This is a genomic window from Mycobacterium sp. SMC-16, from assembly GCF_046250085.1.
GTDB classification, from domain to species: Bacteria; Actinomycetota; Actinomycetes; order Mycobacteriales; family Mycobacteriaceae; genus Mycobacterium; species Mycobacterium phocaicum.
Genome location: NZ_CP176427.1, coordinates 5491682 through 5505074, shown reverse-complemented (window position 1 = coordinate 5505074; position 13393 = coordinate 5491682). Strand labels below are relative to the sequence as shown.

10 protein-coding genes and 1 pseudogene are annotated in these 13393 nt (G+C 66.3%); 8 read left to right on the top strand and 3 right to left on the bottom strand.

The features are described from left to right. Positions 1-134: 134 nt before the first annotated feature. The 5 genes and pseudogenes from ACJEIK_RS26945 to ACJEIK_RS26925 form a co-directional block, all read left to right on the top strand. Positions 135-578, top strand: a pseudogene (locus ACJEIK_RS26945) (MMPL family transporter); the annotation flags it as partial. 94 nt (positions 579-672) lie between these two features. Beyond that, entirely contained in the window at positions 673-2760 is a 2088-nt protein-coding gene (locus ACJEIK_RS26940) for an MMPL family transporter (protein WP_409430624.1), read from the top strand. A 9-nt stretch (positions 2761-2769) separates the two neighbouring features. Then, complete coding sequence (locus ACJEIK_RS26935; RefSeq protein ID WP_409430623.1) at positions 2770-3480, top strand: MBL fold metallo-hydrolase; 711 nt, start codon at positions 2770-2772, stop codon at positions 3478-3480. Positions 3481-3628: 148 nt separating this feature from the next. Then, positions 3629-4171, top strand: a complete 543-nt coding sequence (locus ACJEIK_RS26930; RefSeq protein ID WP_409430622.1) for a hypothetical protein — start codon at positions 3629-3631, stop codon at positions 4169-4171. A 125-nt stretch (positions 4172-4296) separates the two neighbouring features. Then, positions 4297-5529, top strand: a complete 1233-nt coding sequence (locus ACJEIK_RS26925; RefSeq protein ID WP_409430621.1) for a hypothetical protein — start codon at positions 4297-4299, stop codon at positions 5527-5529. A gap of 51 nt (positions 5530-5580) precedes the next feature. Here the strand turns inward: ACJEIK_RS26925 and ACJEIK_RS26920 are convergent, their stop codons facing one another. Genes ACJEIK_RS26920 through ACJEIK_RS26910 form a run of 3 tightly spaced genes read right to left on the bottom strand, consistent with a single transcriptional unit; the run spans position 5581 to position 8199 of the window. Continuing rightward, positions 5581-6366 (bottom strand): GntR family transcriptional regulator, encoded by a 786-nt coding sequence (locus ACJEIK_RS26920; protein WP_061000265.1) that lies wholly within the window; start codon positions 6364-6366, stop codon positions 5581-5583. Positions 6367-6390: 24 nt separating this feature from the next. Then, entirely contained in the window at positions 6391-7167 is a 777-nt protein-coding gene (gene fabG, locus ACJEIK_RS26915; protein WP_409430620.1) for a 3-oxoacyl-ACP reductase FabG, read from the bottom strand. Positions 7168-7182: 15 nt separating this feature from the next. Continuing rightward, on the bottom strand, positions 7183-8199 hold the full coding sequence (locus tag ACJEIK_RS26910; protein WP_409430619.1) for a phosphotransferase enzyme family protein: 1017 nt from the start codon (positions 8197-8199) through the stop codon (positions 7183-7185). Positions 8200-8541: 342 nt separating this feature from the next. Here ACJEIK_RS26910 and ACJEIK_RS26905 point away from each other — a divergent pair, with 342 nt between their 5' ends. The 3 genes from ACJEIK_RS26905 to ACJEIK_RS26895 are packed head-to-tail and all read left to right on the top strand — an operon-like array spanning position 8542 to position 13379. Next, positions 8542-10122, top strand: a complete 1581-nt coding sequence (locus tag ACJEIK_RS26905) for an APC family permease (RefSeq protein ID WP_409430618.1) — start codon at positions 8542-8544, stop codon at positions 10120-10122. 51 nt (positions 10123-10173) lie between these two features. Further along, entirely contained in the window at positions 10174-11499 is a 1326-nt protein-coding gene (locus ACJEIK_RS26900) for an aspartate aminotransferase family protein (RefSeq protein WP_061000249.1), read from the top strand. Next, positions 11496-13379, top strand: coding sequence for a propionyl-CoA synthetase (locus tag ACJEIK_RS26895; protein WP_409430617.1), 1884 nt, complete (start codon positions 11496-11498; stop codon positions 13377-13379). Before ACJEIK_RS26900 ends, ACJEIK_RS26895 begins: the two co-directional genes overlap by 4 nt. The last annotated feature ends 14 nt before the right edge of the window (positions 13380-13393 follow it).

Genomic DNA, 13393 nt, shown 5'->3' with positions numbered 1-13393 from the left:
AGGCTCGGTCGGGCAAGGGTGTGTTCGCCGGGGCTTTCGAGCTGCTGGCGCGATTGTTGCTACGCCGGCCATGGGCGGTGATCGGCGCCTGGCTGCTGCTCGTCGTGGCGCTGTCGGTGGCCGTGCCGCCGCTGATGAAGCTGGCGAGCGACCGGAACCAGGAGCTGCTGCCCGCCAACTCCGCGGTGATGGCGGCGACGCGGGACATGACGACGGCGTTCCACGAACCCGGGATCCAGAACATCGCGCTGGTGGTCCTCACCGACGAGAAGGGCCTGACCAAGGCCGACGAGGACGTCTACCGCACTCTCGTCGACAGCTTGCACCGCGACACCGCCGACGTGGTGATGGTGCAGGACTTCATCTCGCAGCCGCCGATGCGAGAGGTGTTGGCCAGCAAGGACAACAAGGCGTGGTTCATCCCGGTCGGTATCCGGGGCGAGCTCGGCTCACCGGAATCCAGCGAGGCCTATAAACGTGTTGTCGGCATCGTCGACCACACCTTGAATCAAGGCACTGCCGGCTCGTCGCTCAACTATCACATGACGGGCCTGACGGCCACCGTCGCCGAACGCGAACAGCTCGGGTTGCGTGACCTGCGGGTCATCGAGACCGCCACGGTCGCCATGGTGCTGCGAATACCTCAGGCAGGGACTCGATTCCGACGAGGCCGTGGCGCGGGCGCTGACCGCCATCGGCAAGGTCATCGCGGCGTCGGCGGCCACCGTCGCGGTGACGTTCCTGGGCATGAGTTTCACCAGCCTCAAGGTCTTCTCGACGACGGGTCCGGCGCTGGCGGTCACGATCGCGGTGGCGTTCCTGTCGTCGATCACGTTGTTGCCGGCGATCCTCACGCTCGTCGGGCGGCGCGGCTGGGCCCGGCCCCGCAAGGAACTGACCAGCCGCTTCTGGCACCGGTCCGGCATCAACATCGTGCGGCGCCCCGTGGTCCACCTGGTCGGCAGTCTCGTCGTGCTGATCGCGCTGGCGGCCGGCGTCGGCTGGCTGCACACCAGCTACGACGCCCGCACCGCACTGCCCGCGACGGCCGAGAGCAACATCGGCATGGCCGCCATCGAACGGCACTTCCCGGCGAGTGTGACGGCGCCGCAATACCTTTTCGTCCAGTCGCCGCACGACCTGCGGACGACCAAGGGGCTCGCCGACCTCGAACAGATGGCGCAGCGCGTCGCGCAGCTGCCCGACATCGCCGCCGTCCGCGGCGTCACCCGCCCCACCGGTGCTCCGCTGGAGCAGGCGACGCTGAGTTACCAGGCCGGCGAGATCGGCGACAAGCTCGCCGAGGCCACCAACAAGATCAATGGCAGCGTCGACCAGCGGCAGGCGCTGGTCGGCGGGGCCGGCAAGCTCGCCGACAGCCTGGCGACCGTACGTACCCAGCTGACCAAGACCATGGGCGTGCTCGACAACCTGAACAAGAGCATGGCCAGCATCAAGGACCAGCTGGAAAGCTCGCAGGAGTTCCAGGACGCACAGCGGCAGATGGATGCCGTACGCAATTCCGGCGACGTGCCGAACATCCCGCCGCGGTCGGGCACCCAGAACTTCCAGGACATGGTCGCCATGGCCGATGCGCTGCTGCAGCAGCGCAAGGACAACCCCGGCTGTGATGCGGACCCGGATTGCACAGGACAGCGTGACCAGCTGCAGCGGCTCTCGGACGGGCTGCACAAGATGCAGCCTTCGCTGGACTCGGCGGCCAAAGCCCTTCGCTCCCTTGGCGGTGCCGGGGGCAGTGGTGCGGCCGGTGGTTCGGGCGGCATGAAGCAGAACATGGCCGCCCTGCAGGAGGGCGCCAACGCCCTGGCCGAGGGCAGCCGCAAGATCGCCGAGGGACTGCGTGTCCTCGACGACCAGACCAAGCAACTCGGCGAAGGCCTCTCGCACGCGTCGGCATTCCTGCTGGCGATGAAACTGCACGCGTCCGAGCCGGGCGCCGCGGGCTTCTACATCTCGCCGGAAATCCTGGGCAACGACAAATTCAAGGACCTGGCGCGGGTTTTCATGTCGCCCGACGGACATTCGGCGCGGTACCTCGTCGAGTCCAAGCTCAACCCGTACGACACCAAAGCCATGGACCAGGTCAAGGCGATTCTCGCCGCCGCGCAAGGCGCACAAGCCAATACGTCGCTGGCCGACGCCAAGATCGCGATGTCGGGCATGACGCCGTACTACGCGGAACTGCGCGACTACTTCAACAAGGACCTGCGGTACATCGTGCTCATGACCGTCATCGTGGTCTTCCTGATCCTGGTGCTGTTGCTGCGGGCCGTCGTCGCGCCGCTGTATCTCGTTGGCACCGTGATCCTCTCGTGCCTGTCATCGCTCGGCATCGGCGTCATCGTGCTGCAGATCCTCGGCGGCCAGCCGATGGCGGCGAGCACCCCGGGCATGGCATTCATCGTGCTGGTGGCAGTTGGCGCCGACTACAACATGCTGCTGATCTCCCGGATCCGCGACGAATCCCCCAACGGCATCCGCTCGGGCGTCATCCGCACCGTGCGCAGCACCGGCAGCGTGATCACCTCGGCCGGAATGATCTTCGCCGCGCCCATGTTCGCCATGCTGTTCAGCAGCATCGGCTCAATGGTGCAGGGCGGCTTCATCATCGGCGTGGGCCTGCTGATCGACACCCTGATCGTCCGCACCGTCACCGTGCCGGCGCTGGCCGTGCTGGTCGGCAAGTACAACTGGTGGCCGTCGCGAGCCAAGCGGAACCCGGCGCCCGCCCTGAGCTAGCGTGGGGGCATGGCCGATCTGCTCGCGCTGACGCCCACGTTGTACCGACTGCGGATCCCAGGCGAGCGGGCACATCTGCTCAACTGCTACCTGCGCCTCGACGCCGACGGCGTGACGCTCATCGACACCGGCTGGCCCGACAGTGCCGCGCTGATCGCCGATGCCCTCGCCGCGCTGCAGCGCCGGCCCGCCGACGTGAAACGTATTGTGCTGACGCACTTTCACGAGGACCACTGCGGAGCCGCCGCCGAGATCGCCGGCTGGTCAGGCGCTGAAGTCATTGCCGGAGAGCCTGATTCGTCGTACATCACGGGTGACGACGCCGGTCCGATACCGGTGCTGACCGACGCCGAGCGAACGCTGCGGCCGGATTTCGACGCCGCACCGCACGGTCCGGCCTGTCGCGTCGACCGCACCGTGACCGACGGCGACGTCCTCGACCTCGGTGGCGGCGCCCGCGTCATCGCCGTCCCGGGACACACCCCGGGCAGCATCGCGCTGTATCTCCCGGACGATGATGCCGTCCTGACCGGCGACGCCGTTGCCGAGGTGAATGGTCAAGTGGCGGTGGGCGTCTTCAACACCGACCGGCCCGCCGCCGTCCGGGCGGTCACCACGCTCGCCGCGACGGGTGCACGCATCGCGGGATTCGGCCACGGTGAAGCGATCATCGGCGATGCCGCGGCCCACATCGCCGCGGCCGTCGACCTGTTCGGGTGAATCCCCGGCTAGCAGGCAATCTACTCAACGGGCGCCACGGATCGGTCAAGTCGCGGCATTCGGTCGAGATCGGTCAATTCTGATATTGCTGACGGTTCGCCTGCTATCTGCGCGCTATCTTTGAACGCGAGGGTGGGGGAGGACTCGAATGCTGGTTGACCCTGAGATTTTGCGGGCGTTCGCAGATCAAAAGACGCGGTTCCTGGAGCTATCGATTGTCAGTGCAATAGTTAGTGGAATTTCTTTTGTTTGCTACGTTCCTAGCGGGCGGCTCGCAATCGGAATCGGTGGGGCCAGGCAAATCTATTACCCCATTATTGTTGCCGGACTGGTGTGTTGGTTGTCCTACCTTCTCCTGCGAGGCAGGTCGAACGGTTGGGGATATCTGAAACTGTCCCCGGAAGGGTTTGAGGTCTCAAACTCCGTAACCACGACCGCCAGTGGAGCGTGGGACGACGTGATGGATGTCATTGACCAGGCGCCTAAGGGCAAGGCCGTGAGCTGTCCGGCGGTGATGGTGATGACAGATGGTGAAGCGCAGACCATCAACAGCTTGCCTACCTACCAGGCGAATGGAGCTGCGCTCTACTGGGCTATCCGGCATTACTGGCTGTATCCGGAGAACCGCGGTGAGCTGGCCAATGGCCGGGCGATCGAACGGCTGCGGGCGCAGGACTTCGAGGTCGAATGATCCGTCGAGGCGGGCTTCGCAAGTGGTGGCTGGTGGGTGGTGCGCTGGCTTTGGTTGCTGCGGTGGTGGCTGCCGTGATCGTCGTCCAGCGACCGGTCGACGGCAGGCCACAGTCTGCGCCACCGATGGCTACCGCAGAGCAGTTGGGGTTGCCCAAACAGTTGTTGCTATCTCAGTCGATGCGGAAGCAACCGGTGTTCGGCTGGCATGTGACGGCAGCCGAGCTGGGGCTGCCGGCAGATTCGATGATCCATCCGGCCGGCAATGTGGGGGACCGTGGATTCTTTCTAGGTGCCTCGGGCGATGGGTGGCGAGTTGTCGGGGTCAACGTGGCGGATGGTCACCGGCTGTTCGCTCCGGTTCGGCTAGGCCCCAACGCACGCGCGGCCAGTACTCGCTGTTTCGTGAATGGGCCGGCGATGTTGTTGTGCGTATGGGACGCTTCGGGACAGCCGCGGCGGGCGTGGGTCGTCAACACCGAGACTGGGGCCGTGATGTTCGACGGCCCGACTGAATTGCGAGCGTACGGATCAGGTCCCGAACCACGCTTGAGCCAGGTAGGTGACTACGTGGTTGCCGCGGTGCCGGACAGTGGTGTTCATGGGGTTGGCCCGCATGCCGAGCTCACATGGTTTGTCCCGGGCGATGGTCTGCTCGGGGATTCTGCGGGACCCAATTCGGACCTTCAGCCGATGAAGTTTGCATCGCAAGGTGTTTTCAAGGCGCCGGACATCGTTTTCTCGGTTGCCGACGGCGTCTCGGTGAAGCCTTCAGCGGGGCGTGACGCATCAGTCGGAAGTGCCATCGTCTACGCCGGTGGGTTCGGGTTCAGCTATCACGATCAAGACGGCACGGAACGCGTTGCGCTGCTTGATGAATACGGCCGGTTATCGGCGCAGATGGCCGGGGGCCTTGTGAATACCTCGCCCGACGTGCCGATCGTGGAGGACGAGTCGCAGCTTCGAGTCGTCACGATGAGTGGGCGGCAACTGCTCGAAATCCCCAAGCCCACGTTACGGCTCTACGCACGGCTCATCGGTACGACCCTGTACGTCGCCTCCGACAAGCGGCTTCGAAGTTGGCAGCAATTCGACCTGCGAACAGGCGCCAAGGGAAAGGCCTGTGATGCTGAAGGCCTGTCCACCAGCTACATCGGCTCTGATGGCGCGATCGCCATCCTGACGGGCGAGCCGTCACCGGTCGCCTATGGCATGGATATGGCGACATGTGAAACCGCGTGGGCCATGCCAGGCACAAGCTCCCCAGACGTGACTGTGCGGGAAGTATGGAGGGTCAACACCACGCTGCTGGGCCGCGGTGCGGACGACTTGTTTTCACTTGTGCCGCAGCCCAAATGAGCTGGAGCTAGTGGGAATCCCTGGGCATTCTCGGCGCGCTCGGTGGGAAAGCTACGCTGTGACGGTGAGCTCGACGCGGCCGTCGGTGCCGAGGGTCTCGCGCTCGGCGAGCGCGGAGGTCTTGGCGACGAGCCGCACCCGGTCCGCGCGGAACAGGTCTTCGGAGTACTCGAACGGCCGGCCGCCGGCATCGGAGGCGACGCGCGTCATCGCCAGCAGGGGAGTGCGCGTGGGGATTTCGAGCCAGGACGCTTCGCGCGGGTTGGCGCTGACGACCTCGATGCTCTCGACCGACGTCACCGGCCGCAGGTCGTAGCGGACGGCCAGGATGTCGTAGAGCGACCCGCCGAGCGGTTGCTCCAGCAGGTCCGGCACGAGGTCGGCGGGGAAGTGCGCGCAGTCGACCGACAGCGGGAAACCGTCGGCGTAGCGCAGGCGTTGCACGACAACGAGTTCGGTATCGGGTTCGATGCCCAGGCGTTGCGCCTCGATGGCCGTGGCGCCGCGCAGGGCCGTCGACAACACCCGGCTGCGGGTCGTGGAATGACCGCCCTGCTTCAGCCGGTTCGGCAGGCCCGAAAGTTCGGCGACGTTGCGTTCCACGAGCACCGTCTTGATGAACGTGCCGCCCGCGCGGCCACTGCGCCGCTCCAGGATCCCGGCGCGGCTCAGCGGTACGAGGGCGCTGCGCAGCGTCGCGCGGGAGACGGAGAACTGCTCGGCCATCTCGCGTTCGGAGCCCAGACGGTCACCCGGTCGCAGAGTGCCGGCGTCGAGCATCGCGACGATGCGGCGCCGCACATCCTCGGCTACCGGGCCACCCTCGGACTCGTCCATGCCGTTCACCGTACCGACCTACTGTCAGCCGGCGACGGCGTCCAGCGATTCCGGCAGGATTTGCCCGCCGTCGACGACGATGGACTGGCCGGTGAGGTAGCGCGCCTCGTCGCTTGCCAGGAACGCGGCGAGGTGGCCGATGTCTTCCGGCGTGCCCAGCGTTCCGGCGGGGATGGAGCGGGCCATGCCGGCGATGTAGTCCTCGCCCATCTCCTGCAGTCCCTCGGTGAGGATGTTGCCGGGCAGGATGGCGTTGACGGTGATGCGCTTGGGTGCGAGTTCGATTGCGGCGGTGCGCATGAAGCCGAGCTGCGCGGCCTTCGACGCGCCGTAGTGCGACCAGCCGGGGAAACCCGTCACTGGACCGGTGATCGACGAGGTCAGGATGACGCGGCCGGCGCCGCTGCGGGTCAGCGCGTCGAGACAGGCCTGCACGCTGTAGACGGTGCCCTTGACGTTGACGTCGAGCACGGTGGCGAGATCGTCGGGCGTCATGGTGGCCAGCGGTGCCTCGGGGAAGATGCCGGCGTTGGCGCACAGCACGTCGATGCCGCCGAAGGCGTCGACCGCGGCTTGGGCCATGGCCTGACACGACCCGGGATCGGCCACGTCGACCGCGACGCCGATGATCTTGCCGGAACCCAGCCCGTCGAGGCCGGCGACGGCGGTGTCGAGGTCATGCAGTGAGCGCGCCGCGACGGCGACGTTGGCGCCCGCGGTGGCGAACACCGCGGCGATGCCGTAGCCGATGCCCTTGGTGGCGCCGGTGACGATGACGTTCTTGTTGGCGAGATCGAACATGATGTGTGTGTCCTGTCAGTGGGCGAGGGTGGGCGCGGCCGCGAAAACATCGACGCGGAACCACGACGGGTCGGTGAGGTAGGCCTGTGCCAATTGTGCAGTGCCCGAGGCGTATCGGGGTCCGAGCGTCTGTGCCGGGCCCGATTCGGGATGGCTGCCGATCCAGGCCGTGAGCATCAGGCGACGCAGCATGACGAACGTCGGGATTTCGGCGAGGTCGGCGGCGGGGATGCCGCGGACGCTGCGGTAGCCCGCGAGCCATTCGTCGATGATGCGGGCGGCGTCGGGGGTGTCCTCGACGAACGACACCACGGCACCGAGGTCGGCGAGGTACCACGACCAGCCGCAGTCGTCGAAGTCGATGACGGTGATCTTGCCGTTGTGCACCATCAGGTTCGACATCCGCAGGTCGGCGTGGACGAGCCCGAAGCGCTCGGGGCCCATGCCGTAGTCGGTGAGGCGTTCGATGACCTTGCGTTCGGCCTCTTCGATGACGGCGGCGTCCGCGGCCGAGAGGGCCGGCGCGTCCCGCCAGTCACCCCAGCGCCCGGCCGTGCCGAGCATGGTGTCGAGGTCCCACCGGAACCGCGTGAAGGCCTCGGGTCGCTGCCAGTTCTGGACGTGCTCGTGCAGCGTCGCGGTGATGGCGCCCAGTTCGCTGAAGCTGATGTCGGAGGCGTCATCCTCGGCGATGGTGCCTTCCACGAAAGTGAACAGGTCGACGAGGTAGGTCTCATCGCCGATGCGGGCCTCCACGACGCGCCGGCCGTCGGGAGCGGGTATCACCTGCGGCGTCGTGATGGCGGAGTCGCGGCGGAGGCTTTCCATCCAGTCGAGTTCGGATTCGATGGCGGCCAGCGAGTGGTAGCCCGGCCGGTGCACGCGCAGGACCTGGCGCCCGGTCTCCGATTCCACCAGGAACGTGCCGTTCTCCGAGTAGCTCAGCAGCGTCACAGTCGCCGAATCGAGTCCATAGTGCGGGAGCGCGGCATGCGCGAAGCGTTCGTAGTCGGTGGCGGCCATGTCGCTCATTGTGGCTCTCCTGAACTGGCGGTGTGGGCACGGTCACTATTTGGTCTGGTCAGTTCTACCGCACTTCGGGTCGAAAGTGAACCAAAACTGAAAATTGGTAACGACGGTTTTACGGGCCGGAAATATGGCGCCCTTTCAACCCTGCCCACAGGAAGTGTGCAGGTAGCACGGGTATTGACCGCGCTGGAGTGGTCTGGTACCAATAGCCGTGTGCCGATGGCGTGGGGGTTCATTGGTCCATCGGATAGCTGAAGTGCCGCTCGACGGAGCAGACCAAATAAACCCAAAACCGGCCAGCGTGGCCCGGACTCATCTCCCATCAGATCGGATCGGTTAGCACCCATGAGTGAAATCGACGACCACCCACGAACTGCCCCGCTGGCATCGGCGCCGCCCGACAGCGACCCCGGCGTGCAGCGCCTCAAACCCAACGCCGTCGGCTTGATCGGCGTGCTGTTCATGGCGGTGGCCACCGCCGCCCCGATCACCGCGATGGTCGGTAACGTCCCGATCGCCGTCGGGTCCGGTAACGGTGCGGCAGCCCCCGCCGGGTACCTGATTGCGACGATCGTGCTCGGCCTCTTCGCGGTCGGATATGCGGCGATGTCGAAGCACATCACCGCGACGGGGGCGTTCTACGGCTACATCTCGCACGGACTCGGGCGGGTGCTCGGTCTGTCGGCCGGCTTCCTGACGGTCCTGGCGTACGTGGTTTTCGAGGCGTCCCTGGTCGGCATCTTCTCGTTCTTCTCGCGGGATCTGTTCGCATCACTGTTCAACGTGCACCTGCCGTGGCTGCTGTTCGCCGTTGTGATGATCGTCGCCAATGCGGTGCTCACCTACTTCGATGTCAACTTGGCCGCGAAAGTGCTTGGCGGACTGCTGATCACCGAGATCGTGATGTTGACGCTGATGGCCGGCTCCGTCGTCGTCAGCGGCGGTGGCCCGGAAGGCTGGTCGCTGTCATCACTGAACCCGCTCAACGGGCTGAAGGGGCTCGACGCCGTCGTCCCGAACGTCAACGGCGCGGGCACCATGGCCGTTGTCGGCTCCGCCGGAATCGGCCTGTTCTTCGCCTTCTGGTCCTGGGTCGGATTCGAGTCCAGTGCCATGTACGGCGAAGAGTCCAAGAATCCCAAGAAGATCATCCCCGTCGCGATCATGTCGTCGGTGCTCGGCATCGGAGCGTTCTACATCGTGGTGTCGTGGCTGGCGATCGTGGGCACCCGACCCAGCAAATCCATTGCGCTGGCGCAGGATACGAACACCGCCGGGGAAATATTCTTCACTCCGGTGCGCGAGCACCTCGGCGGCTGGGCCGTGACCATGTTCCAGATCCTGCTCACCACCGGCTCGTACGCGTGCGGCATGGCCTTCCACAACTGCGCTGCCCGCTACATCTACGCGCTCGGCCGCGAAGACATCCTGCCCAGAACCGCGAAAACCATTGGCCGTACCCACCACAGCCACGGATCCCCGCACATCGCGGGCTTCGTGCAGACGGCCATCACCCTGGTGATCGTGCTGTGGTTCGCGGTGTCCGGTCGCGATCCCTACAGCGGGCTCTACGGCCTTGCCGCGCTGCTGGGTACCTCCGCCATTCTCATCGTGCAGGCGATGGCGGCGTTCTCGGTCGTCTCGTACTTCCATGTGCGCAAGCAACATCCGGAGACTGCGCACTGGTTCCGCACCTTGGTGGCTCCCGGGCTCGGCGGCATCGGCATGCTGTACGTCATCTACCTGCTGATCAAGAACGCCTCGTTCGCGGCCGGTACGGCCAAGGACGACATCGTCTTCGCGTCGATTCCCTGGGTTGTCGGCGGCACCGCCATCGCAGGAATCGTGGTCGCCCTGGTGCTCCGGGCCAAGTCCCCGCAGCGCTACGACCGATTGGGGCGCGTCGTACTCGACGAAGAACGCTGACGTAACGACCCGACCCAGCGCCGATCGCTTTCTACCGCAAGGACAACGAACATGGCTTTCTCAACAATCATGGACTCCAACAGCTACACCGGCGGGGAAGAACTCGACCCCACCACCGATGCCATGGTCGAGAAGCGGCGATCGACGCTGGGTCCGTCGTACCGGCTCTTCTACAACCGGCCCGTCCACCTGGTCAAAGGTTCCGGAGCGCACCTCTACGACGCCGATGGCAACAAGTACCTCGACGCCTACAACAACGTCGCCAGTGTGGGGCACTGCAACCCACGGGTCATCGAGGCCGTCACCCGGCAGATGTCGGAGCTCAACACCCACACCCGCTATCTGCACGGCGGCATCCTCGACTACTCCGAGCAACTGCTGGCGACGTTCCCGTCGGAGATCTCCTCGATCATGTACACCTGCACGGGATCCGAGGCCAACGACCTGGCCGTCCGGGTCGCCGAGCAGTACAGCGGCGGCACCGGCGTCATCGTCACCGAGGAGGCCTACCACGGCAACAGCGCGCTGATCTCGGCGATGTCGCCGTCGCTGGGCGTCGGAGTGCCACTGGGCACCAATGTCCGTACGGTGCCGGCCCCGGACTCCTACCGCATCGATCCGGCCGTTCTCGGCACCTGGTTCGCCGACCAGATCAGCGCCGCGATCGCCGATCTCGAGCGGCACGGCCACAAGTTCAGTGCGCTGCTGCTGGATTCGATCTTCTCCTCCGACGGCATCTATGTGGACCCCTCGGTGCTGGGGCCGGCCGTCGAGGTCGTCCACCGCGCCGGTGGCGTGTTCATCGCCGACGAGGTGCAGCCGGGGTTCTCGCGGACCGGTGAGGCCATGTGGGGATTCCAGCGGCACGGCGTGGTGCCCGACCTGGTGACGATGGGCAAGCCCATGGGCAACGGCATTCCCGTCGCCGCGATGGCCGCCCGCCCGGATATTCTCGACGTCTTCGCGCGGGAAACCCCGTACTTCAACACCTTTGGCGGCAACCCGGTGTCGATGGCCGCGGCGCAGGCCGTCCTCGACGTCATCGTCGGCGACGGGCTCGCCGAACATGCCGTCGCCGTGGGCGATCAGTGGCGGGCCGAACTCCGCGTCCTCGCCAAGGAGTACCCGCTGCTCGGCGACATCCGCGGCACGGGCCTGTACACCGGAATCGAGATCGTCACCGACCCCGACACCAAGGAACACGACAGGGGCACAGCGCAGCGCATCGTCGACATGATGCGGGATAACCGCGTTCTGATCTCTGTGTGCGGCGGACATGGCAACATCCTCAAAGTGCGACCCCCTCTGGTGTTCTCGATGTCGGACCTCGACTGGTTCATGACGGTGTTCTCTGCCGTCGTCAAGGAGCTCGCGTGAGTGCTTATCGTGAGGCGTTCGAGGCTGCCGCCGAGCGGCCCGACGACTTCTGGCTGACGGCCGCGCAGGCCATCGACTGGACCGTCGCGCCGACCCGCGCGCTCGACGACTCGGCGGCGCCGCACTACCGCTGGTTCCCCGACGGGCAGCTCAACACCTGCTACAACGCCCTCGACCGGCACGTCGAGGCCGGCAACGGCGACCGCACCGCGCTGATCTACGACTCGGCGATGGTCGGCGTGCAGCAGTCCTTCACGTATGTCGACCTGCTCGACCGCGTGGCGCGCTTCGCCGGAGTGCTTGCCGCACAAGGCGTCACCAAGGGCGACCGCGTCGTGATCTACATGCCGATGATCCCCGAAGCCGTCGTCGCGATGCTCGCGTGCGCCCGCATCGGCGCCGTGCATTCGGTGGTCTTCGGCGGGTTCGCCGCCAACGAACTCGCCGCGCGCATCGACGACGCACATCCGGTGGCCCTGCTGACCGCATCCGGAGGTCTGGAACCCGGACGCACCGTCGAATACCTACCCGTCGTCGCCAAGGCGCTGACGCTGACCGCTGCCGCGCCGGCCACGGTGATCGTCAAGAACCGCGGCGAGATCGCAGGCGAGGCCACCGACTACCCGGGCTACCTCGACTGGGACGAGCTGGTGGCCGGCGCCGAGCCCGTCGCTCCGGTGCCGGTGGCCGCCACCGACCCGCTCTACATCCTCTACACCTCCGGCACGACCGGCCGGCCCAAGGGCGTCGTGCGTGACAACGGTGGGCACGCCGTCGCGCTGGCCTGGTCGATGAAGAACGTCTATGACATCAGTGCCGGCGAGGTGATGTGGACCGCCTCGGACATCGGGTGGGTCGTCGGCAGCTCGTACATCGTGTACGGGCCGCTGATCGCCGGCGCCACCACGGTGCTCTATGAAGGTAAGCCCGTCGGCACCCCCGACGCCGGCGCGTTCTGGCGCGTCATCGAACAGCACGGGGTGCAGGCGCTGTTCACCGCGCCGACCGCACTGCGCGCCATCCGCAAAGCCGATCCCGACGCGTCGATGCTTGCCGGACATGACATTTCGACGCTGCGCACGCTGTTCGTCGCCGGCGAACGGCTGGACCCCGACACCTACGAATGGGCATCGGAGAAGTTGCACTGCCCCGTCGTCGACCACTGGTGGCAGACCGAAACCGGCTGGGCCATCTGCGCGAACCTGCGCGGGCTCGAACCCATGCCCATCAAAGCCGGATCCCCGACCGTGCCCGTGCCCGGCTACCGTGTCAGCATCGTCGATGCCTCGGGCAACCCGGTCGCGCCCGGCGTCGAAGGCAACATCGTCATCAAGCTGCCGCTGCCGCCCGGCACGCTCGCCGGGCTGTGGCAGAACGACAAGGGCTTCGTGCAGTCGTACCTATCCGCGTTCCCCGGCTACTACCTGACGGGTGACTTCGGCTACGTCGACGACGACGGCTACCTGACCGTGCTGGGCCGCACCGACGACGTGATCAACGTTGCGGGACACCGGCTTTCGACCGGAAGCATCGAAGCCGTGATCGCCGGCCATCCGGCCGTCGCGGAGTGCGCCGTCATCGGCATCCACGACGACCTCAAGGGGCAGCGCCCCAGCGGCTATGTCGTGCTGAAGGCGGGCGCGGACGTCGACGGCGCGGTGCTGCAACAGGAACTCGCGGCGATGGTGCGGGACCAGATCGGCGCCGTCGCCACCTTCCGCGACGTCACGGTCGTGGGCGCGCTGCCCAAGACACGCTCGGGGAAGATTCTGCGAAAGACCATGCGGCAGATCGCCGAAGGCGTCGACTACGTCGTCCCGTCGACCATCGAGGACAGTTCGGTGATCGACGCGCTGATTCCGGTGCTGCGGCCCAGCTAGCTTTGCGCCACGAC